Source organism: Gordonia sp. Swx-4, from assembly GCF_030316175.1.
Lineage (GTDB): Bacteria > Actinomycetota > Actinomycetes > Mycobacteriales > Mycobacteriaceae > Gordonia > Gordonia alkanivorans.
Genome location: NZ_CP128197.1, coordinates 2,508,322 through 2,529,825, shown reverse-complemented (window position 1 = coordinate 2,529,825; position 21,504 = coordinate 2,508,322). Strand labels below are relative to the sequence as shown.

The 21,504-nt window shown below is 67.6% G+C and carries 21 protein-coding genes and 3 pseudogenes; 13 read left to right on the top strand and 11 right to left on the bottom strand.

What is annotated here, in order from left to right; translation table 11 throughout:
* The first annotated feature begins 53 nt into the window (after positions 1–53).
* Positions 54–383 carry a hypothetical protein gene (locus tag PWF70_RS11540; RefSeq protein WP_026095586.1) on the top strand — a complete coding sequence of 110 codons (330 nt, stop codon included), beginning with the start codon at positions 54–56 and terminating at the stop codon, positions 381–383.
* Here the strand turns inward: PWF70_RS11540 and PWF70_RS24215 are convergent.
* Together PWF70_RS24215 and PWF70_RS24210 are read right to left on the bottom strand one after the other, a co-directional pair.
* Positions 364–897: an IS5 family transposase gene (locus PWF70_RS24215; protein ID WP_048809523.1), complete on the bottom strand. Its 534-nt coding sequence runs from the start codon at positions 895–897 to the stop codon at positions 364–366. The genes PWF70_RS11540 and PWF70_RS24215 overlap by 20 nt on opposite strands.
* The gene (locus PWF70_RS24210) at positions 860–1,249 is read right to left on the bottom strand and encodes an IS5 family transposase (RefSeq protein WP_007929259.1); all 390 of its coding nucleotides are present in this window, start codon (positions 1,247–1,249) and stop codon (positions 860–862) included. Before PWF70_RS24210 ends, PWF70_RS24215 begins: the two co-directional genes overlap by 38 nt.
* A gap of 140 nt (positions 1,250–1,389) precedes the next feature.
* Here PWF70_RS24210 and PWF70_RS11530 point away from each other — a divergent pair.
* The 3 genes and pseudogenes from PWF70_RS11530 to PWF70_RS11520 all read left to right on the top strand — a co-directional run.
* A pseudogene (locus PWF70_RS11530) lies at positions 1,390–2,586 on the top strand (IS256 family transposase); the annotation flags it as partial.
* Positions 2,587–2,723: 137 nt separating this feature from the next.
* Positions 2,724–4,031, top strand: a complete 1,308-nt coding sequence (locus PWF70_RS11525; RefSeq protein WP_006358292.1) for an ISL3 family transposase — start codon at positions 2,724–2,726, stop codon at positions 4,029–4,031.
* A 2-nt stretch (positions 4,032–4,033) separates the two neighbouring features.
* Positions 4,034–4,186, top strand: a pseudogene (locus tag PWF70_RS11520) (IS256 family transposase); the annotation flags it as partial.
* Positions 4,187–4,320: 134 nt separating this feature from the next.
* Here the strand turns inward: PWF70_RS11520 and mobF are convergent.
* Together mobF and PWF70_RS11510 are read right to left on the bottom strand one after the other, a co-directional pair.
* Positions 4,321–10,524, bottom strand: coding sequence for a MobF family relaxase (gene mobF / locus PWF70_RS11515; RefSeq protein WP_231742675.1), 6,204 nt, complete (start codon positions 10,522–10,524; stop codon positions 4,321–4,323).
* Positions 10,525–10,529: 5 nt separating this feature from the next.
* Complete coding sequence (locus tag PWF70_RS11510; RefSeq protein ID WP_231381004.1) at positions 10,530–10,871, bottom strand: hypothetical protein; 342 nt, start codon at positions 10,869–10,871, stop codon at positions 10,530–10,532.
* 331 nt (positions 10,872–11,202) lie between these two features.
* On the opposite strand from PWF70_RS11510, the gene PWF70_RS11505 reads away from it, so the two are divergent.
* From PWF70_RS11505 to PWF70_RS11495, 3 genes are all read left to right on the top strand, one after another.
* Positions 11,203–11,607, top strand: coding sequence for a hypothetical protein (locus tag PWF70_RS11505; RefSeq protein ID WP_139114263.1), 405 nt, complete (start codon positions 11,203–11,205; stop codon positions 11,605–11,607).
* A gap of 17 nt (positions 11,608–11,624) precedes the next feature.
* On the top strand, positions 11,625–12,200 hold the full coding sequence (locus tag PWF70_RS11500) for a hypothetical protein (RefSeq protein WP_035755450.1): 576 nt from the start codon (positions 11,625–11,627) through the stop codon (positions 12,198–12,200).
* Between the two features lie 98 nt (positions 12,201–12,298).
* Positions 12,299–13,180, top strand: coding sequence for a hypothetical protein (locus PWF70_RS11495; RefSeq protein ID WP_035755452.1), 882 nt, complete (start codon positions 12,299–12,301; stop codon positions 13,178–13,180).
* Positions 13,181–13,187: 7 nt separating this feature from the next.
* On the opposite strand, the gene PWF70_RS11490 is transcribed toward PWF70_RS11495, so the two are convergent.
* Genes PWF70_RS11490 through PWF70_RS11470 form a run of 5 tightly spaced genes read right to left on the bottom strand, consistent with a single transcriptional unit; the run spans position 13,188 to position 15,457 of the window.
* The gene (locus PWF70_RS11490) at positions 13,188–13,781 is read right to left on the bottom strand and encodes a thermonuclease family protein (protein WP_035755454.1); all 594 of its coding nucleotides are present in this window, start codon (positions 13,779–13,781) and stop codon (positions 13,188–13,190) included.
* A 43-nt stretch (positions 13,782–13,824) separates the two neighbouring features.
* On the bottom strand, positions 13,825–14,037 hold the full coding sequence (locus PWF70_RS11485; RefSeq protein WP_035755456.1) for a hypothetical protein: 213 nt from the start codon (positions 14,035–14,037) through the stop codon (positions 13,825–13,827).
* A gap of 20 nt (positions 14,038–14,057) precedes the next feature.
* Positions 14,058–14,624: a DnaB-like helicase N-terminal domain-containing protein gene (locus tag PWF70_RS11480; RefSeq protein WP_035755458.1), complete on the bottom strand. Its 567-nt coding sequence runs from the start codon at positions 14,622–14,624 to the stop codon at positions 14,058–14,060.
* Positions 14,625–14,627: 3 nt separating this feature from the next.
* Entirely contained in the window at positions 14,628–15,047 is a 420-nt protein-coding gene (locus PWF70_RS11475) for a hypothetical protein (RefSeq protein ID WP_035755459.1), read from the bottom strand.
* The gene (locus tag PWF70_RS11470) at positions 15,044–15,457 is read right to left on the bottom strand and encodes a hypothetical protein (RefSeq protein WP_035755461.1); all 414 of its coding nucleotides are present in this window, start codon (positions 15,455–15,457) and stop codon (positions 15,044–15,046) included. Before PWF70_RS11470 ends, PWF70_RS11475 begins: the two co-directional genes overlap by 4 nt.
* Before the next feature lie 569 nt (positions 15,458–16,026).
* Between PWF70_RS11470 and PWF70_RS11465 the strand changes: the two genes are divergently transcribed.
* The 5 genes and pseudogenes from PWF70_RS11465 (at position 16,027) to PWF70_RS11445 (ending at position 19,072) form a co-directional block, all read left to right on the top strand.
* Entirely contained in the window at positions 16,027–16,407 is a 381-nt protein-coding gene (locus tag PWF70_RS11465) for an ArsR/SmtB family transcription factor (RefSeq protein WP_035755463.1), read from the top strand.
* Positions 16,404–17,513, top strand: coding sequence for an ACR3 family arsenite efflux transporter (gene arsB / locus PWF70_RS11460; protein ID WP_035755465.1), 1,110 nt, complete (start codon positions 16,404–16,406; stop codon positions 17,511–17,513). Before PWF70_RS11465 ends, arsB begins: the two co-directional genes overlap by 4 nt.
* A pseudogene (locus tag PWF70_RS11455) lies at positions 17,513–18,194 on the top strand (arsenate reductase ArsC). The gene arsB and the pseudogene PWF70_RS11455 overlap by 1 nt, the downstream one beginning before the upstream one ends.
* Before the next feature lie 30 nt (positions 18,195–18,224).
* Positions 18,225–18,653 (top strand): arsenate reductase ArsC, encoded by a 429-nt coding sequence (locus PWF70_RS11450; protein WP_035755467.1) that lies wholly within the window; start codon positions 18,225–18,227, stop codon positions 18,651–18,653.
* Complete coding sequence (locus tag PWF70_RS11445) at positions 18,650–19,072, top strand: arsenate-mycothiol transferase ArsC (RefSeq protein ID WP_268897833.1); 423 nt, start codon at positions 18,650–18,652, stop codon at positions 19,070–19,072. The genes PWF70_RS11450 and PWF70_RS11445 overlap by 4 nt, the downstream gene beginning before the upstream one ends.
* 51 nt (positions 19,073–19,123) lie before the next feature.
* Here the strand turns inward: PWF70_RS11445 and PWF70_RS11440 are convergent, their stop codons facing one another.
* The gene (locus PWF70_RS11440) at positions 19,124–19,621 is read right to left on the bottom strand and encodes an ArsI/CadI family heavy metal resistance metalloenzyme (RefSeq protein ID WP_268897832.1); all 498 of its coding nucleotides are present in this window, start codon (positions 19,619–19,621) and stop codon (positions 19,124–19,126) included.
* Between the two features lie 97 nt (positions 19,622–19,718).
* Between PWF70_RS11440 and PWF70_RS11435 the strand changes: the two genes are divergently transcribed.
* Positions 19,719–20,078, top strand: a complete 360-nt coding sequence (locus tag PWF70_RS11435) for an Rv2640c family ArsR-like transcriptional regulator (protein ID WP_268897831.1) — start codon at positions 19,719–19,721, stop codon at positions 20,076–20,078.
* Here PWF70_RS11435 and PWF70_RS11430 read toward each other — a convergent pair.
* The gene (locus PWF70_RS11430; RefSeq protein ID WP_268897830.1) at positions 20,043–21,251 is read right to left on the bottom strand and encodes a hypothetical protein; all 1,209 of its coding nucleotides are present in this window, start codon (positions 21,249–21,251) and stop codon (positions 20,043–20,045) included. The two genes, PWF70_RS11435 and PWF70_RS11430, sit on opposite strands and share 36 nt — an antisense overlap.
* Positions 21,252–21,504 lie beyond the last annotated feature (253 nt).

Below are 21,504 nucleotides of genomic sequence, written 5' to 3'. Positions count from 1 at the left end.
TCAAGAAGGTGCGGGGTGGCCAGCCGCCGCGAGTTGCGCGGGAGAATGGGCGTGTGAAGATCCAGGTGCTGCATATCGAGGATTGCCCGAATTGGCAGGAGGCGGGCGATCGAGTACGGCTGGTGCTCGACTCGATCGGACGGGGCGATGTTCCGGTGGAGTTCGTGTTGATCCGCACCGAGGCTGAGGCGGTGAGCTCTGGTTTCGCGGGCTCGCCCACGATTCTTCTGGACGGTCAGGACTTGTTCCCGTCCCAGGGGAACACCGCCGACTTGGCGTGCAGGGTCTATCTGACCGAGCGCGGCTTTGCGGGTGCGCCGACGGTGGGACAGCTTGAGCGCACGCTGCAGGAGCGCGAAGCGCTCAGCGGAGATCGGTCTTGATCCAGATCAGCGCCGCGGCGAGGCTGACGGCGGCTCGGTAGTTGCGGGCGAGTTTGTCCGAGCGCATCGCGATGCCGCGCCACTGCTTGAGACGGTTGAAGCAGCGTTCTACGACGTTGCGTCCCTTGTAGCGTTCCTTCTGCTTGTCGCCGAAAGCGATCGGCCGGCCCGGCTTCTTGCGGCGGTGCGCGATCTGGTCGTCCCGCTCGGGGATGGTCGCCGCGATCCTCCGGTCGCGGAGCCAGGCGCGGTTCGCCCTTGAGGGGTACCCCTTGTCGGCGAGCACCCGGTCGGGGCGGGTGCGGGGGCGGCCCTTCCCGTCGCGGGGAACGCGGATGTTCTCCAGCACCGCGCTCATCATCGTGGTGTCGTTGATGTTCCCGGCGGTGATCATCATGCTCAGCGGCCGGCCGCGGCCGTCGCAGACCAGGTGCAGTTTGGTCGTCAGCCCGCCGCGGGAGCGTCCGATCCCGTGATCAGGCGGCTCGGACCACGGATTCTTGTGATTCGGCACAGCCCCCTGTGTCCCGGGCGAGGGTCGCGCCGTGCTGATGCACGCGCGCGATCGTGGAGTCGATCGAGACGACCCAGTCGATTTCCCCAGCGGCGTCGGCCTGCTTCTGCACCTCGGTGAGCAGCTTCTGCCAGGTGCCGTCCCCGGCCCACCGGTTGAACCGCTTGTAGATCGAGTTCCACTTCCCGAACCGTTCCGGAACGTCACGCCACGGCGCACCGGTCCGGTACTTCCACGCCATCCCCTCGATAGCGAGCCGGTGATCCGTCCACGGCCGCGACCGACCGGTCACCGTCGGCATCAACGGCTCCATCACGGCCCACACCTCGTCAGAGATCTCCTGTCGCGTCACCGTTCAAGACTCACCCACCGAGGAGCGGAACCTCTTGATCAACACGCCCTAGGACTTTCGTGTGGATAGGGGGGACTGTCGTGAGAACGGTGTAAGTGGCCTTACCGCCCTCGGTGTGTCGGGGGCAGGAAGGTCGCATCATGACCGACACTCTGGTGGCTGTGGAGCCATCTGATGAACACGATGACGGGATCGTCGAGGTGCCTGCGGACCGCAGCGTCGATGAACTCGAGGTAGCCCGCGAGCTGGTCCGCCAGGCCCGGGAGGCCGGGGTCCGCCTGACCGGTCCGGATGGGTTGCTCAAAGCGATGACCAAAACGGTGCTCGAGACGGCGCTCGATGAAGAGATGTCTGAGCATCTCGGTTACGACAAGCACGACCAGCGTGGTCGCGGGAGTGGCAACTCGCGCAACGGGTCTCGGTCGAAGACCGTGCTGACTGATGCGTGTGGGCAGGTCGAGATCGATGTCCCGCGGGATCGGGCGGGCACCTTCGAGCCGCAGATCGTGAAGAAGCGCCAACGCCGCTTGACTGATGTGGATGAGGTGGTGTTGTCGCTGTATGCCCGTGGGCTCACCACCGGTGAAATCAGCGCCCATTTCGCCGACATCTACGGTGCTGCGGTCTCCAAAGACACGATCAGCCGGATCACCGACCGGGTGCTCGAAGAGATGGCCACCTGGCATGCCCGTCCGCTCGAACGCGTCTACGCCGCGGTGTTCATCGACGCCATCCATGTCAAAATCCGCGATGGGCAGGTAGGGCCCCGGCCGATCTACGCCGCGATCGGGGTGGATCTGGCCGGGCATCGTGACGTGCTCGGGATGTGGGCAGGTGAAGGCGATGGTGAGTCGGCAAAGTACTGGCTGGCGGTGCTTACCGAGCTGAAGAACCGGGGTGTAGCCGACATCTTCTTCCTCGTCTGCGACGGGCTAAAAGGCCTGCCGCAATCGGTCGGGGCGGTCTTTCCCGACACGGTGGTGCAGACGTGTGTCATCCATCTGATCCGGGGCACATTCCGCTATGCCGGCCGCCAGCACCGCGATGCTATCGCCAAGGCGATCAAACCGATCTACACCGCCCCCACCGCTGCAGCCGCGGCCGAGGCGCTGGATGCGTTCGACGCCGAGTGGGGGCACCGGTACCCGGCAGCTATCCGGTTGTGGCGCAACGCATGGCAAGAATTCATACCGTTCCTCGACTACGACATCGAGGTCCGTAAGGTGATCTGCTCGACGAATGCGATCGAGTCACTCAACGCCCGCTACCGGCGCGCAGTGCGGGCTCGTGGGCATTTCCCGAACGAGCAGTCGGCGCTAAAGTGGCTCTTCCTGATTGACGGTGCGTAGAACGGGTTCTACCGGGCACAAGATGTAGGTCGGGTTCGGCGGCGGCGAGCCGGGGATGCGGGCGGGTCCTGTGGTGTGAAGATGAAAGCCCCTACACCTCATCACTCACACCGACAGGACCCTCGTTGCAGCGTAGCGCCATTGCCGACACGATTTGCCGCACGATCGAACTCGGGGTGACGATCACCGATGCCGCTCTCGACGGCGAGGATCGCACACACCTGTTCTGCGAGGTCTTGGCCCCGAAGAGTAGCTGCCCGAGGTGCGAGCGGGCGGGTCGGTTGCGTGATCATGTCGATCGTGAGGTGGCAGATCTACCGATCGTGGGCCATCCGACCCGGTTGCATCTGAGGGTGCCGCGCTACGCCTGCGAGAACGGCGCGTGTGGTCAGGGCATCTTTCGCGCCGACATCTCGGCGATCGTCGCGCCGCGCGCGGCGGTGACGCGCCGCACGATCGCGTGGATTCTTCGGCGGATGATTCTGGACAAGATGAGCGTCTCTGCGGTCGCCGCGTCGGTCGGGTTGGGCTGGAACACCGTGAATGCCCTCGCGTTGCAGGCGGCGCGTACGGTGGCTTCGGCGCCTGGCCGACTCGACGGTGTCAGGGTTCTCGGTGTTGATGAGCACAAGTGGAAACATGTTCGCGGCAATGGTGATTCGAGTTTCGTGACCGTGCTGGTCGACCTCACACCGATTGTGGATGGGACCGGGTCGGCGCGCTTGCTGGATATGGTGGGCGGCCGGTCCAAAGCGGCGTTGAAGGACTGGCTCGATGCCCGCGATGACTCCTTTCGGGACCGGATCCGGGTGGTCACCATGGACGGATTCACCGGGTATCGCACCGCGACCGCCGAGGCATTGGATAAGGCGCGGGCGGTGATGGACCCGTTCCACGTGGTCCATCTGGCCGCCGAGAAGCTCACAGTGTGTCGTCAACGCGTGCAACACGATACGTGTGGGCACCGCGGCCGCACGGGTGATCCGCTCTACGGTATCCGCCGACCACTGCTGACCCGGATCGCGTTGCTGACAGACAAGCAGAAGGCCCGGCTACGTAGCGGGTTGGAGGCTCACGAGGAGCACGTGGCCGTCTCGGTCACCTACGCGATCTACCAAGAGCTGATCAACGCCTACGGCCAGGAGAACAAGCGTGACGGCAAGATCGCGATGTACAAGCTGCTCAAACGGATTCATACCGGCGTTCCGTCCGGGCTGGCAGAGTTGGCCCAACTCGGCCGATCATTATGGGCGCGGCGTGCCGAGATCTTGGCCTACTTCGACACCGGCGCCTCCAACGGACCCGTCGAAGCGATCAACGGCCGCCTGGAACACCTCCGCGGGATCGCGTTGGGCTTCCGCAACCTCAACCACTACATCTTGCGGTCACTCATCCACTCCGGCGGCCTCGCACAACACCTCGACGCACTCTGAATCAGGAAGAGCCGCTAAAGTGCCTGTACCTGGTGACCCGGTCGCTCGATCCGACCGGCACCGGACAGAAACGATGGACAATGCGGTGGAAACCAGCACTCAACGCATTCGCCATCACCTTCGCCGACCGCATGCCGGCCAGCGAAGACAACTAACCGAAAACGCCACTTACACCGTTAATCTGATACTCCCCGCCACGGCGGTCCGGCGCGACTGCGTGGCGAAGTCGACCGGAAGCCAACCGGATTGCCCCGGGCCGAGTCCAACAGGCGGCCTCAGTGTGGGCGGGCTAGTCGCCGAGGCCGTGATCGTGTCCTCGCTCGCGTCCCTGCGGTAGGTCGTGGACAACAGGCGCAGGTGATGGCGGTGATGCTGTCCGAGAGGTATCCCTGCTGTTCGTCGGCGCGACGACTGCCCGGATCGCGTCTTCGGCGGCGCGGTCTTCCGGGGAGAGGGTGTGGCGACGGTCGAGTTCGGCGCGAGCGTCGGCGATGCCGGTGGCTGCGGTGTCGCGGGCGTCGATAGCCGTCTGATGGAGAAGCCGGGCACGCGCATCGGCCTGCTCGGCGGCATCCAGTTCGCCGGCAAGCGTGGCGGTATCGGTGGCGCGGGCGGTCAGTTCGTCCCACTGATGTTCGGGAACACCGACGTCGCGACGGGTCTGTTCGTGGGCCGCGGCGAGGTACTGATGCTGACGCTCGGCCGCGGCGACCGCCTCGGCGAGGCGCTGGTGGTGCTGGTCGTGCTCGGCGCGTGCTTTGCGGCCGCGTCCGGCTGGCGGCAGTCCCGCCAGCGCAGCGCGGGCCCCCGCGAGGTGTGTAGCCGAGTCGGCGAAAGCACTTCCGGCCGCGCGAGCGGCGGAGATGCGTTCGACGGCGGCGGCGAGGTCGGCGTGGTCGGCGCGCACCCGGGAGGCCCGGTCCGTGGCTGGTCGGCTGGTCCTCAGGTCGTCGACGGCGAGGGTGTGGCGGCGGGTGAGGGTGCGTAGGTGGGCGGTGAGCTGGTCGTCGCTCATGGCGCGGAGTGGGTCCGCGCGCAGCCAGTCGCGCAGTTCGGCATCAACGTCTTCAACGACCGCGGTGGCGGTGGCTTCGGTGGCGGGGTGGGTTGCCGACGGTGTGACCGCGTCGGGTGTGGCGACGGGTCCGGTGGCGGGGGTGGGCATGAGGTAGGTGTCGCGGTGGTGGTGGGCGGTGTGGGTGAGTGCGTGGACGTGGTTGAGGCGGTTGTCGATTCGGTAGATGCGGGTGGTGAGGTCGGCGCGGCGAGCACGGAGGTCGGCGAGGTTGAGTTCGTCGAGTTCGCTGGCTTGCAGGCGCATGAGTTCGACGTCGGTGTCGGTGACGCGGACACCACCGGATTCGGCGATCGCTTCCTCGAGGCGGGTGTTGGCGTCGGCGTAGACGGCGGCGAGGGCGTCGCGGTCGGCGACCGCGGCGGTGATGCGCCAATCCAGAGCGGTGGCGTCGGCCTCGGCCCGTAGCGCGGCGAGGTCGGGGGCCTCGTCGTCGCTGAGGGGGTCGAGGTCGGTGGTGTCGGCGGCGCGCAGTTGAGCGGCGGTGCGGCGCAGTTCGGTTGCCTGGTTGGTGAGATCTTCGATGAGTTGTTCGGCGACCATCAGGTCGTGGTGGTGGCCGGCGGTGTCGGCGGCCGCCGCGAACTGGTGATCGGCCGCGGCCCGCAACGCGAGCACGTGCGGGGCCATGGCTTGCTGGTGTGCGCTGGTGCCGGCGTTGATCGCCTCGCGCAGCTCCGCCATGTTCGTGCCGAGTTCGGCAAGCTGAGCGGTCAGTTCATAACGCAGCGCAATGCATTCGGCGAGGTCGGACGGTGCGGCGAAACGATCCGGTGCGGCGACCACGTCGGCGGCGAAGTCGTCGAAGTCGAGGTCCTCGTAGCGGTCCAACTCGGCGACGTCGAGGTCGTCGACGCCAGGTTCGGGCGGTGGTTCGGTGGCGGTGAGCGCGGCGAGGTAGTCCTCGTCGACGGCGGCGAGCTCGTGGTCGGCGTCGACGGCGGGCTGGCCGGTGAGGGTATCGGCCCAGGGGTCGGACAGACCGGCGGCTTCGGCTGCTGCTTCGGCGGCGGCCTCGTCTTCGGGGGTGGGGGGAGCCTCGGGCGGCGGGGTGAGGTCGGTGGCGTGGCTGCTGTGGGTGACGAGCAGTTCGACTCGCCAGGTGAGCAGGCGGGCGTACTCGTCGAGGCGGACGGTGTGGCCGTCGTCGGCGGCGCCGTGGTGGAGCAGGGTGTCGGCGAGGTCGAGCAGCTCGTGGGGGGTCCACTGGGCAGGGTCGGCGGCGCTGACCGCGGCCACGAGTGCGGGCCAGGCCCGGTCGGTGAGGATCGCGTCGGCGGCGCGGTCCCCGACGATCCCGACGAGGTGGTCGGCCCAGTCGGGCCGCAGTCCGGTGTTGGTGGCTTCGGCTGCGGCGGGAGCCAACTGTCCGGACAGGCGCCACCACAGGGCAGCAGCGGGCATTTCGGTGGGCAGCGGGTTGTCGGCGATGGCGTCGCGGGCCAGGGCGTCGACGTCCAGGCCGGCGCGGGCGGCCAGTGACAGGTGGTCGGCGAGTTCGGGCCAGTACGGGTCGGCGAGGAGGTGAGGGTCGAGGTCGCGGGCGAGGTCGGCGTAGCGGGCGGCCTCGGCGGTGGTGGTGATGAGCGCGTCGGCACGCTCGGTCAATGCCGCGTGACGCCGCGCCAGGGCGATGGAGTCCGGGCGCGGACCGGCGGGACGCCGGTCGGTGTCGTCGACACCGCGGGCGGCACGGAACACGGCGAGTTCGGCGACGAGCTCGCGGCCGCGCTCGGGGTCAGCCAGCAGCAGCGGACGCGCCCACATCGGAGCGGTGGTGGTGTCCCAGGCGGTGGCGCGTTCGGTGACGGCGGCCGCGAGGTCGGTGACAAGGGCGTCGCGGCGGGTGAGGTAGGGCGTCCACTGGGGGTCGTCGAATCCAGCGGGGATGCGGGCCAGCCAGGGCAGGGGCCCGCCCCCGGCGGAGTGTTGCTGGGTGGGGTCCAGTCGCCAGTCGAGCACGGCGGCAGGGTCGGCGGCGGTGGCCAGTTCGCGGTGGGTGATCGCGGCCTGTAGGCGCGCGATCGGGTCGTCGCCACCGAGGGCCAGCGTCGCGAGGTGGGTGCGCAGGGTGGGCCAGGCCGCGCACGCGGTGAGCGTGCCTGCGGGGGTGCCGGTGTGGGTGCTGTAGAGGGCGTCGGCGTCGTGTTCGAGGTCGCGCAGCGCCTTTGCGCCGAGAGCGTGTTCGGCGGCGGCACCGAGGGCGTGGTCGTAGGCGGCCGCGGCGCGGGCCAGGCGCCGGAACGGGTCGGCGGCTTCGCGTTGGGCGGTGGTCGCCGATTGTTGGGTGCCGTCGCGGCCGAGGATCGCGGCCAGGGTTTCCAGCCCGGTCTGGGGGTGGCGGGCTTTGGGGGTGGTGGCGTTGTGCGGGTCGGTTTCGGTGGTGGGCAGGTAGATGTGGTTGCCGTGGCGGCCGCGGGTCATCGCGACGTAGAGCAGTTGGCGGTCCAGGGCGTCGGAGCCGATGACGTGGCAGGTGTCGGTGGTCATGCCCTGGGCGGCGTGGATGGTGGAGGCGTAGCCGAGGGTGGTGTGTTCGGCGACGTAGTCAGCGGGTAGCTGCACGTGCCGGTTGAGGTCGAGATGCTGGGCGGTCAGGGTGCCGTCGGCGCCGATGTGGGTGACCCGCCACCGGTCGCCGTTACGCACCCAGTCGGTGGCCGACACGCGTAGATCGCGGCGGTTGCTGCGGGTGCTGATGATGTCGCCGACGCTGGCCGACAACCCATCAGACAGCCGCAGTTCCGGCCCGTGCAGGTGTGGGTCGATGGCGGCGAGACGGTCGGCGCGGGCGCGTTCGTTCAGCGCGTTGACGGTGTCGCGGGTGGCGGCGAGCATGACGGTGTCGCGTCCGGCGGCGCGGTCACCCAACCAGGCCCGATAGGCGTCGTCGGTGGCCACGGCGTCGGACTCGACATGGATGCGCCCGTGGTCGGCATAGAAGCCGAGCGCGGCGGGGTCGCCGTCGCGCAGGGCCAGCGACGCCGCACCTTCGGCGGCGTCGGAGAACCGCACGACCTGACTCAGGGTGAGCGCGCCGGTTTCGTGGGCGACGTCGCGCAGCACACCGCCGGCCGAGATGGAGGCGAGCTGTTGGTCGTCGCCGACCAGACGCACACTGCCGCCGCGCGCGGCCACGCACCGGATCACCTCATCGAGGTCGGCCGTGGAGGCCATTCCGGCCTCGTCGACGACGACGAGGGTGTCGGGTCCGATGCGGGTGAACCAGTCCGGTTCCTTGGGCGCGACGTAGGCGGGGTCGGCCAGCTTCGCTCTCGCTGCGGCCACCTGCGCGGCGAGCTCAGGGTTGCCGACGGTGCGTGAGTGCGGGGTCGCGGCCAGGGCGCGGTCACGGCTGGCGTGGGCGAGTTGGACGAGCTTGGCGGCAGTGTCGGTGGTGGTGTCGAGTTCCTCGCGCAGCACCGCGGCCGCGGCGGCGGTGGGGGCCAGTCCGATGAGGGTTCCGCCGCTGTCTGTCCACGCCCGGGCGAGGGTGCGCATGGCGGTGGTCTTACCCGTCCCGGCCGGGGCCAGCACCAGTTGCACGCGGCGCCCGGAGGTCGCCAGTTCGCGGACCATGGCGGCTTGGCCGGCGTTGAGTTCGCGGCCGTTGGCGGCTTGCTCGAGCAACGCGATCTCGACGGTCGTCTCGTCGAGACGGCGGCCGTCGGAGCGCTTGGCGGCAGCCACAATCCGGTGCTCGGCGGCGAGGATGTCGGTGCTGGTGTGCAGGGCGACATCGTGACGCACGAACACTGATTCGCCGTTCGCGCGGCGCAGCACTTCGGGTTCGTTGAGGTCGCCGTCGAGGGCATCAGACGACACCGCGACGCTGGTGTCGGCGGTCAGTGCAGTGTCGACGATGCGCTCCACGGCGGCAGCGAGTTCGTCGGTGTCGGTGATGCCCGCGAAGTCGCGTGCACGCAGTTGACGTTCGGCTTCGGCGCGTAGATGCGGACGCTGCCAGCGGGCGCGCGTGGCCGAGATGTTCTCGATGCAATTGGCGGCGAGCTCGGTGCACAACTCGTCGGTGAACTCTGGATGCTCACGGGTGCGGGAGCGGGGATGGGTGGCCTCGTGCACGAGGTTGCTGATCGCGCGGTCGCTGCCGAGGACGCGGCGTGCTTGGTCGCGCCAGGCGTGGCGCTGCTCGGCATAGGAGCGGGGTTCGTGTTTGGCGTCGCGGGTGTCCAGGGTGGCTTGTTGGGCCAGATCGAACGCCTCACCGGTGGTGGGTTCGCGGCCATGATTGTCGTAGAACTGCTTGGACAACTCACCGATACGGTCTTCGATCGCCGCGCGCCGCGACGACCACTGGGCCATCAGTTCGGTGTCGACTCCGTCGATCTCTCGGACCGGTCGTTTGCGGGCATCGGCCTGTTGGCGTTCGCTGAACGACACCCCAAGGTCACGCTGGAGGTACAGCTCGATGCGCGAGTTGTAGACCTCCGAGGCCGACACGGTGGCCTTGAACAACGGGGTGCCATCCAGGGCCATCCAGCGGGTGACCCCGGCGGCGTCACGTACCCGCACCTTGTTGGAGATGGCGACGTGGGTGTGCAGGTCCGGGTCACCGGCGCGGGAGTCGCGGTGTGTGAACGCTGCGGCGATCAGACCGTCGGTGTCGACCTGAGCGATGCCGTCGGTTCCCAACCGCGACAGGCACGCTTCGCGTTCGATGAACGCCAGTGCATCGGCGACCGCCTGACGGTGGGCGGCCTCGATCTTCTCGGCCATCGGCAGCGGCGCAACCGCCCACAACGCCGACACCGATTTCACCGGAGAGAACGTCATGTCGTAACCGGCAACCGCCGACTGACGCCGACGGCTTTCCTGCGCGATGAACCCCGACAGCTCGCGCGAATCCCGCGGCGGGCGACGGTAGGTTTTCGTGAATCGCTCGCGGCCCAACTCGGTGCGCAACGCCGCCCGGGTGTCGTCGTCGATGACAGCATCCCACCGCTCGCCGCGGGCGAGGTTGTGGTCGCGGAACACCACCGCGAGTTCCTGTAGAAACTCCGGGAATTCGTTGTAGACGGCGTAGGCGTTGCCCAGTTTCGTCGCCGCCAACGCCTGGGCAGCGCGGCAGTCCGAGGAGGCCACGGCGTGCTGCTCGATCGCGGTGGCGTTGGGGTGGCGACCCTCACCGAACAGGGCCTTCATCTGCGCCGCCGACACCATCGACCCCGCCTCGACGGTGCGCGCCTCGGCGAGCTCATCAGCGACGTCCAAACCCGATCCGACGTCGGCCAATCCGGCCAGCCCGGACCCGATCCACTGCCCCGGCGAGTCGCCTTTGGCGCTGTAATAGTCGGCGAGTGAGACCCGGCCTTTGTCGGTGGCGTCCATCGCCGCAACGGATTTCGTCAGGTACTCATACCCGTCGCCGGCGGTCAGTTTGTGGATGGTCGCGGTCACTCAGGTCACCGCCGGAATGGGCGCAGCTCGTTGGTACGGGCCACCGCGTGGACGCTGGCGTGGTGGGCCCGGACCAGCTCGGTGATGACTCCGCTGGCGACCTCGTCGCCGCCCTCGATCCGCGCGGTCAACCCCGCGAGGAGTTCGGCTGTGGCGGTGGGGGAGTCCAGCACCTGGGCCACCGCATCCTGGGCGGTCATCCCGGTCGCTGCGGGCCGGTCGTGGCGGCGGACCCAGGCCGCGCGACGGCAGTCTGTCGAGCACCAGCGCCGCGGCCGACCGCGCCGCGGCGCGCCGTCTCCGGGCAGCACGCCACCGCAGTGATCGCACGTCCCGGCAGCGGCCATGGCTGCATTCTGGCACATTAATTTCGTCGGACGAATCCAGAATGCAAGAGGTGTGTGGGAGTTAAAGGGTTTCGGGGTTCGTGGGGTGAGGTGCTAGGTGAGGGGTGATCGGGGGTGTTGGTGCAGGTGAGGGCGTGGACGAACGGAATGGAGAGGCGGGAAACGAGGGCGAGGGAAAGAGGAGGGACGGTGAAATGCTCACGGAGAAGCCGCGTGTGGCGGTGGCGAGGGGGCGTTGGCCGGCGTTATCGTGTCGGGTATGCCGTCGAACAATTCAAAACTCACTGCCAGTCAGGCGCGCGCTGCTGCGCGCAAACGAACGCTCGCCACGTTGGAGACGCGGAGAGCCGAGGAACGCGAGAAACTCGAACGCAGACTCGCCGCTGAGGTGCGGGTGATGGAAGCCAACGAGGCCAACATCGCCGAGTTCCTGCAAGCCGACTCCGAACTCGCCGCTGCCGAAGCAGAACTGCGAGTGATCACCGAGCGGTCAGCGAAGGCGAAAGCCACCGCACTTGCCGCGATCGCCGAGCGAGTAGGAAGTGTTAGTGGCGCGGCCGATCTCGTGGAGATCAGCGCAGCCAAAGCCAAGACGCTGCTGCGCGAGGCGGGCCTGTCCGTCGGAACGAAAAAGGCCGCCTCGAGCCAGGAGTCGACACCGGCCCCGGCCACTCCGGACGCGGCCACCGATGAGGGCCGCACCGAGCCATCCGATCCCGCGGTGATGTCGGCCTAGCGTTCTACGGTTCGGCCATGAGTGTCGACCCTGACCACGATCAACTCGGCCTATTCGCGGTGCCGGCCACCGACCTGACGGTCGGCACCGCGACACCGTCGCCGGGTGTGGTCACCGACCCAACGCTGATGCCCGATACCCGCGCCGAGCGACACTTCTGGCAGCACGTCGTCCTCACACCGCGCGGCTGCTGGTACTGGATCGGCGCGGTCAGCTCGCCAGACGGGTACGGCCGATTCACCTTCCGCCGCAACAACCGTCAACGGGCCATCAGCGCGCACCGTTTCGCGCTGCTGCTGGTGCACCCCGACCTCGGTGCCGACGCCGCCGACATCGGCGAGCACTACTGCAACGAACCACTGTGCGTGCGCGTCGATTCCGCACACGTGCGCATCGGCACCCAGACCAACAACCTCACCTACGCCGTCGGCCTCGGCCGCCACCGCGGATCACGACCAACCACCGCCATCGACCGCGCCGCACGCTCGATCATGCTGCGCACCTACCTACGCGACGGCGGCGACCCCGAACAGGCACACCGACTGTTCCAACCCGTGCCGTCCACACCCGCCGACCAACTCGGCCTGTTCTGAAAGCAAGACCGCCTTGTGTTAGTGCCCGGCGGCGCTCACGCGACGGGGCCGTTACCGCGTTGCGCTGTCATCCGTCCCGAGGCCAGAAGGAGACTCCCATGCTCGACCTCGAAACCACGAACTCGCCGATCGTGAGCGGGCGTTGGTGGTTCAACGCGTCGCGTGTGGGGGCGCTTCTGATCGCCGCCGGAGCGTACGCGTCCGCGTTCGGCGACGGGATCTCCACAGCGATCGCTCGCTACGGGGACGGCGCGTCCACGCATCCGTTCTCGTGGTCTGGGGAAGTGCTGTCGTGGGCGTGGCTTGTCGTCGCTGTGAGTGTGTTCGGCGGCCTCAGTTGGCTGATCCTTCGCGAACTCACCACGAGGCCGTGGTGGTCGTGGCCGCAGTGGACTCGCCGCCCTCCGCTGTCGCGCTCGACCTACGTGGCGTGCGTGAGCGTGTACGTGCTGAGCGTGTACGCCGCTCTGGGTCTCAGTTGGCTTGTCGAGCTGGCTGTGCCTGGACCCGCCGTCGACGGTGCGACCACGGTCTCGCAGCGTCCGTTGGCGGCGCAAGTGATTGCGGGCCTGCGGGCCGGGTTCGGTGAGGAAGTGTTCGTGGTCGCGGTGCCGATCGCGGCGCTGGCGATGTGGCTGCCGTCGACTCGCGCGGGTTTGGTCGCGGCGCTGTGTGTGCTAGTTCCGATGCGGCTGGCCTATCACGTGTACTACGGGGTCGGCCTCTGGGTGAGCATGGCCCTGTGGGCAGTGGTGTCGGCGTACATGATCTGGCGGTGGCGCGACTACCGGCTCGTGATCGGGTTCGCGCTGGCTCACGCGGCATACAACATCTGCGAGGGCTATGCGTTGGCTTTCTGGGGGTTAGTTGGTGTTGCTGCGGCGAGCGTGATCGCGCTCGCTGTGACCCATCGCGTGCGGACCGGACGGTGGATCACGATGGCACCGCCGCTGCGGGCGCCCACCCCTGTGCGCGCCTGAGGATCGGCTATCGCGGGCACTGGCCCCAGACACCGGCTCGGGCTGCCTGGGCGTCGCGCTGGGCGTCAGCGAGGGCGTCGGCGTGGCGGCCGGGTTGGTGGTTGTAGACGTAGGTGCGTGCCCACCCCTCGGCGACGAGTGTGTGGTTGAGCATCGTGTCGCCGATCCAGACGTAGGCCAGGGCGCGGCCGTAGCGGTCGGTGTGGTCTTGGGTGGGGTCGTACTCGAGACGCACGGCGGCGCCGGGGGCGGCGAGCACACGAGTGCGGTCACTGGCTTGCGGGCCGCACGGCTGGACCGGGGTGTGGGGTTTGCGGACCTCGGGGGTGTCGATGCCGAGCAACCGGACGGTGAGCGCGGGATCGGTGTCGGTGGAGACGACGATCGTGTCGCCGTCGACGACACGGGTGACTACTGCGGGCATGGTGTCGCCTGAGGGTCGCGACGGCTCGGCAACAGTGGTCGCCCGTGTCCACAGGTCGGCGGGCGCGGGTAGGGCGTCGACGACGCCACTAAGGGCTACGACTGCTGCCACGACGAGCGCGGCGAGTACCGCGAGGCGCAGCACGGTGCGGGAGACGAAACGGGCGAGGATGCGCATGGGGCGGGCTCCGAACGACGTCGAGCGAGGGCGGTCGGATGGGTCAGTCGAACAGCGACATTTGCTGTTCGGCGGCGGCGGCGTCGGTGCGGTCGATGTAGGTCTGCGCCCAGTCCTTGACCACCGCGACGGGTTCGTCGAGTGCGGCGGCGACTTGGTCCCAGGTGAGGTTGTCGACGTGGCGCAGGGTGTAGGCGTCGACGTGGAGCTTGGCCAGATCGGCGGCCGGGTAACGGGTATCGGTGTCGGTGGGCATGGCGGTGTCCTTTCGGTGTGTCAGTTCGGGCGCAGGGAGGCCAGGCGGGTGCGGTGCTCGCGCAGTGCGATGCCGTGGGCGCACATGTAGTCCCACAGTTCGGCTTCGGGGAGGTGGTCGGCGGCGTGGGTGATGCCGTCTCCGGCGGCGCGGTAGCGGCGGCGGTAGGCATCGGCGACGACCATCGCCGCGTAGTGGCGGGCCTGGATGCCGTCGGCGCCGGCGGAGGTCGCCGCGACGAGCGCACGGGTGAGGTGCTCGGCGCCGAGGGTGGCCGCACGTCCCTGGCGGCGTAGTTCGTGGGCGACGGTGGTGGCGTCGTGCGCGCGGTGGGCGCCGTCGGCGATGAGTTCGGCGATGATCGTGAACAGTGCTCCGTGGGCGGGTACGTAGAAGTCCTCGGCGCGGACCAGGCCGACGATGTCGGCGAGGTCGTCGTGGTGGGCGGGTGTGGCCCACAGCAGCGCCGAGAGCAGCAGGACCTCGGCGTGGCCGGTGTCGCTGGCCCACCCGTGGCCATCGGTGAGTGCCACGGCGTCGTGGTCGGCGGCGCTCGCCGACGGGTCGGGTGGGGTCTCGGCGGGCATGGGTCAGATCACCTGGTGACGTCGTTCGGGGTCGCCGCGGCCGTCGTAGTCGTCGGTGAGGTTGCTGTGCTCTCGGCGGGCGCGCTCGGCCAGTTCGAGGGCCTGGTCGAGCAGGTGGGGAAGCACAGCGACCTCAGCGTCCCGGGTGGACACTTCCACGAGCGGGCAGCAGGCGAAGTCACCGTCTTCGTAGACGGCGATGACGATCGGGTGGACGGGCGGGCGGCGCGGGTTGCTCGGCGCGAAGACACCGGCGCCGTTGTCGATGAGTGCCTGCCAGTCGTTGTCGATCATCACCACGGCATCGCGCGTGCGGGTGTAGGCGAGGTGCCCGCTGCGCTTCGGGCCGAAGGTGGTGTAGGTGAACACCAACCCGGTGGCGGCCGTGATGTCGGCGAGAGCGGCGTCGAGGGTGTAGGTCATCGCAGCCGCCGTTCGGCGCGGGCCTCGAGGGCGGCGAGCATGGCGGTGTCGTCCTGGGCGGCGAGCGCGGCCTCTTCGGCAGCGCCGATCTCGCAGTCCGGTGCGTGCGGATCGCTGAAGTGTTCCCCGCACCTCTGGCAGCAGTCCGAATGGATGTTGGCCATGGTGATCTGGATGACGCCCTCGTCGAAGTTGGCCACGTAGGTGAGGCCGTCAGGGACGGCGATGGAGACGACGAGATCGCCCTCGACGTCGGCGAGTGTGGCCTGCACCTGGGGTGCGGCGGTGTCGGCGGGATCCGCTGCGGCTTGGGTTGCCCACAGTGAGGCGTTGTCGGCGGCGATCGCGAGGCCACCGAAGGTCCACTGGGTGTGGTCGTTGGTGGCGGCGGTGGTGGATGGACGGCTCATCCTGGTTCTCCTTGTTCGGCGTTGCGGAGTTGGGTGTCGTCGACGGCAAGTGCGACACCCGGTGGGGGGGCTTGCGGGTCAGGCCGCGGTGGCTGGCGGAGAGGCAATATTCGCCGGTGCGATATTGGTCATTGGCCTCACCATCATTACTCGATGATACATCGTATTTCATTGTTAGGCAACTGTTTTCACACATCGTGTGTCGATTTATGTTCAGTCGCAACGTCGTTCGCTCGACATCAGATCCACACTTCTTTGGCGTCCGGTCGGGTTTGGCCTTTCCTGATATTTGGCCGCTTGTGCGCGCTGGCCGGATGTGGCAGGAGCGGAGAGCGGCCCGGTGCCGCGATGGGAGCGCAGCGCGTGGCGGCGGGTCGGTCGGAGTCTCTTGCCGCGCAGGTCAGGGCGTAGAACAATCGGCGGGTCAGGAACGGCGTTCTTCGCGGCGGCCGCGGTCGTTGCCACGCCTCGGGCGGGAGGTGGGCGCCGCGCGAGGGGCGGCGTCGGCGCGGTTCGCGTTCAGCCGATGTTCATTTGTTCGGTGGTTTGAGGTCTGTCAATATAGACGTATGTCGAAACAGAAGGTGTTGCCTGTCGTGGCAGGCGAGGCGTGTTGCACGCCGTTGGTGCAGGAACCGCTCAGTGCCGATGCGACAGTGGAGCTCGCGCGCATGTTCAAGGCAATGGGTGATCCGGTGCGGCTGCGGTTGCTGAGCTTGGTGGCCAGCCATGCCGGCGGGGAGGCCTGCGTGTGTGACATCTCGGAATCGTTCGATCTGTCCCAACCCACCATTTCCCATCATCTGAAGGTGTTGCGGCAGGCGGGGTTGCTGGACTGCGAGCGCCGGGGAACGTGGGTGTATTACTGGGTCATTCCTGCTGCGTTGCAGCACCTTTCGTCGATTCTGAGTTCAGCGGATCCCACCGCAGACACGTTGGTGACCGCGTGAGTACCGCTACGAACACACCAGAGCATCCCGCGGTCGTCGGCAAGCTCTCCACCCTCGACCGGTTCTTGCCGGTGTGGATCGGGGTGGCCATGGTCGCCGGGTTACTCCTGGGCCGGCTGATTCCCGGCCTGAACGATGCGCTCTCGGCCATCTCGCTCGATGGTGTCTCACTGCCCATCGCGATCGGCCTGCTGATCATGATGTATCCCGTACTGGCGAAGGTTCGCTACGACCGCCTCGACACCGTGACCGGGGACAAGCGCCTGCTCATCGGGTCGCTGGTTCTCAACTGGGTTGTCGGCCCGGCGTTGATGTTCGCGCTGGCCTGGATCTTCCTGGCCGACCTGCCCGAGTACCGCACCGGGTTGATCATCGTCGGGTTGGCACGGTGCATCGCGATGGTCATCATCTGGAACGACCTGGCCTGCGGCGACCGTGAAGCAGCGGCCGTGTTGGTGGCGATCAACTCGGTGTTCCAGGTCGTGATGTTCGCGGTCCTGGGCTGGTTCTACCTCTCGGTGCTGCCGGGCTGGCTGGGACTGGAACAGACAACGATCGACGCCTCGCCGTGGCAGATCGCAAAATCGGTGCTGATCTTCCTGGGTATCCCACTGGTCGCCGGGTTCCTATCCCGGTATCTGGGGGAGCGGAGCAAGGGACGCGACTGGTATGAGTCGAAGTTCATTCCCAGAATCAGTCCGTGGGCGTTGTACGGGTTGCTGTTCACCATCGTGATTCTCTTTGCCCTGCAAGGTGATCAGATCACGTCGCAACCCCTCGACGTGGTCCGGATCGCAATTCCGTTGCTGGTGTACTTCGCCGTGATGTGGGGCGGCGGGTACGCGTTCGGCGCTGCCATGAAGCTCGGGTATGAACGCACCACCACGCTGGCGTTCACCGCCGCGGGCAACAACTTCGAACTGGCCATAGCGGTCGCGATCGCAACGTATGGGGCCACCTCGGGCCAAGCCCTGGCCGGGGTGGTGGGGCCGCTGATCGAGGTGCCGGTCCTCGTGGGATTGGTGTACGTCTCGCTGGCGTTGCGTAAGCGCTTCACCGCCCCACAATCGACAGCTCAGCCGAGCTCGGTCACGGAGGCACGGTGATGGACGACTCGACCCTGGATCAGCGCCTGGCGGCAGGGGAGCATCGCGCACAGCTCGAACTGCTCATGCCCCACGTCGTGCTCAGTCGGATTGCCGCGGACTTGGCCGCAAAGTACGAGGGTGTGGTGTCGCGGCAAACGGTGGAGCGCTGCGTTTTCGAGTCGTATGCGGCACTGCGCCGCACCTCGCGGGTACAGGCGCATCTGACCTCGTTGGCGAGCCGGTTCGCTGCCGACCGGTTGCGTGCACTGGCGCAATCCGACGGGGCGATCGCCAAAGACGTGCCCGAGGTGTTGTTCGTGTGTGTGCACAATGCCGGCCGGTCGCAGATGGCCGCAGGTCTGTTGACCCACCGGGCCGGGCCGCGTCCATGTCCGATCGGCGGGTTCAGCGCCGGTCCATTCGATCAACCCCACCGTGGTCGAGGCGATGACCGAGATCGGGATCGACCTGGGCAACGACTTCCCCAAACCGCTGACCGACGATGTCGTCGCCGCCGCCGATGTCGTGGTGTCGATGGGTTGCGGTGATGCGTGCCCCATCTATCCGGGCAAGCGGTACCTCGACTGGACAGTCACCGATCCCGAAGGCCTGCCGTTGGATCGGGTGCGCGCAATTCGCGACGACCTCGACACCCGCGTTCAACGGTTGCTCGACGAGCTCGCCCCTCACCCCGCATAACCCCGTCACACCGAGAAGGAAGCTGCTCCCATGTCTGCACAGACACCGAGTGTGTTGTTTGTCTGCGTCCACAACGCCGGCCGCTCTCAGATGGCCGCCGGGTTCTTGACCGCCCTGGGCGGCGGTCGGGTCGAGGTTCGTTCCGCGGGGTCAGCCCCCGCCGACGCCATCAACTCCGCCGCTGTCGAGGCAATGGCCGAGGTCGGTATCGACATCTCCGACCAAGCACCGAAGATCCTCACCCCCGACACCGTCGAATCCTCCGACGTGGTCATCACCATGGGGTGCGGCGACGCCTGCCCGGTCTTTCCCGGCGTCAGTTACCGCGACTGGGCCCTGGACGACCCTGCCGGCAAAGGCATCGATGCGGTGCGCCCGATTCGCGATCAGATTCGTTCGCTCGTGGTCGACCTGCTGGCCGAGATCGCGCCCGCCGACGACACCGCGAGTGTGCGATGACCACACAACACTCGGTTCTGTTCGTGTGCGTGAGCAATCGGGGCAAGTCGGTGATGGCCCAAGGTTTGGCGAGCACGCTGGCCGACGGAACGATCAACGCCTCCTCGGCCGGCACCGACGCCGCGATCGGCAAGCGCGTCAACGAGCTGTCCGCTCAGGTACTCGCCGAGGCCGGCGTCGACGTCAGTGACCACACCCCTCGCCAGCTCACCGACGACCTGATGCGCGAGGCGGACCTGACCGTCGTACTGGGAACCTCCGCGCAGGTCGCCCCACCAGAAGGGGCCGTCGTCGAGGTCTGGGAAACCGATGAACCCTCCTTGCGCGGGATCGACGGCGTCGAGCGCATGCGCCTGATCCGCGACGACATCGCCGCGCGACTCACCGACCTCACCGCCCGCCTGACCCACACCACCTGAACCGGTCGGCGGGCACGATCAGGGGTGCCCGCCGACCGGCGGGGATGACGCTCAGCAACAAGCGGTCGACGCACTCGCCGCGGACTGGCCGGGCTGCGCGACGCCGGCAGTACCGCAGCACACCGCAGAATCAGAGTCAGGGGTCTCGTTGCCCGCCAACAGCGTTGGGCTGGTCCCGAAGGTGTCAGAGTCGGCCAGCACCGTGTAGACCTCCCACTTTTCACCTGCCGGACCGGTCACCCACACCTTGTCCTGAGTGGCGAAACAACAGGTGGCGTTGATCTCCTCCTCGGTGAACAGGCCTTCGCCGCTGAGCCGGGCGATCTCAGCGTGCACCTGATCGCTGGACTCGACCTCCACACCGAGGTGGTTGATCGTGCCGCCCTTACCCGGATTCTCCAGCAGCACCAGCTTCAACGACGGCTCCGCGACCGCGAAGTTCGCGTAACCCGGCTTGCGTTTGGCCGGTGCCACATTGAACAACTTCGAGTAGAACTCGACCGCCTGATCCAGATCATCGACGTTGAGCGCGAGCTGCATGCGCGACATGACTACCTCCACCTGTGAGACATACATCGAACTACTGACATGGTCCAGAGTGCCTACCTCTTCGACATATGTCAATGAGGTCGGTAGGATTGGGTACATGCCCAAGACGCTTCCGGTCATCGACATGACCGATCCCATCTGTTGCGCACCCGTCTCGGCCTCGCCGCTGGATGACGCCGCGGCGCTGGAGATCGCCCTGCGGCTCAAAGCTCTTGCCGATCCAGTGCGGATCAAGCTGATGTCGATCCTGCTCACCGATGCCGCGGGTGAGGTCTGCACCTGCGACCTGGCGACTGCTGTCGGGTTGTCTGAGCCCACGGTCAGCCACCACCTCGGACAACTCAAGAAGGCCGGCATGGTCCTGCCCGAGCGCCGCGGCATGAGTGTCTACTACCGTGCCCACGCCGACGCTCTGCAAGCTTTACGGCAGGTCCTCGACCCGACGTGCTGCCGCTGAGCGACTTGTGTCTACCGGGACGTCGGTCGGCGGGGTTGGGTGCTCGGTGTCGTGGCTGTGCAGGTAGGCGGTGTAGTCGCGTTGGGCCAGTTGCGCCCACTGCGATGAGGTCGTGGAGCACAGTCCGAGCTGGGTTGCCAGGACTGCGGCGGGTAGGTCCGCGCCCAACGCGAGTAGGGCGTGGTTGCGGCTGATGCGGGTGGGAATACCTGCGGTGGTGAGCTTTCGGTTCAGTGTTCTGACGTGCATCGGGTGGTGGGCTGTTCTGCCCGGGAAGAGGTAATGTCCGCGGCCGTCCCGGGTGCGGGCGCGCGGGTCGGCGCAGACGGTGCCGGCAAGGGTGTCGACCAGCTCAGCGAGGCGCTCGGGTAGCTCGATAGGGTGACGTGCCAGCGTCACGTACCTGCGGTGCTGGTCGCGGGTGAGCGACGAAGTGGTGAGGTTCTGCACCTGGGGGAGTCGTGCGCCGTAGAGCAGCACGAGTAGCCCGGCGATGCGGGTGGACAAGTGAGCGGAAGTGTCGCCGGAGAGCAGCGCGGCAATGGCTTGCTGGTGGGTGTGTTCGTCGCCGGTCTGCGACGGCGGTGGGGTGGGGTAGCGGGTCACCGATATGTTGGTGGCCAGTCCGCGTTGCGTCAGCCACGTGATGAACCCGGCGATGTTGTTGGTGCGGTGATGCTGTCCGTCGGTCCAGGCATCGAGCATCGGTTGGGTCAGGTCGCCGACGGTGTGGCCGTGCTCGTCGAGGTGGGTCAGAAGCGAGATGGCGACGCGAATTTTGTTGCGGCCGGAGTCGGCGGCGGCGTGGGTGAACCGGCGACGGCGGGACCTGCGGCGAGCGCGCCGCAGGATGGCCCAATGCCCATAGGGGCGGATCAGCGCGCTGTGGTGGGCGGGCAACGCGGCGGCGGTCTCGTTGATCCAGGTGTCGAGCCGTTCGAGGGCTTCATCGCGTTCTGGAAGTATGGCGGCGTCGATAAGCAGTTCGCGCAGATGGTGGCGTCCCCACCCTGGCGGGCACTGGTCGAGCACGGTGTGGCTCATGGGGTGCTCGCTGGAGGCCAGCGACCTCAGCAGCTGGCCGGTCGCGGGTTTGGTCAGCCACCTCAGCGTCGAGCGCGGCTGGCCACGGGCGGCAAGGAACGTCGGCAACTCCTCGAGGCTGTCGGGCATCGACCCTTGAGGTGTGGTGAGCAGTTCCCGGGACAGCCGGATGATCGAGCAGCGGTGGCAAGTTCGGGCGAAATGATGTTGCCCCGTTCCGCCACACGTTGCGTTGCACACCGATAGTCCAGGTCAGAGCCCGCGCATGGATCGCAGATGCGTTGACTGCCAGCATTTCTGCCGATGAGTGCGGCGGTCGTGCCGCAGTCGGTACAGGACGCCGACTCGGACAGAGTCCGTCGATAGCAGCGCACGCATACTG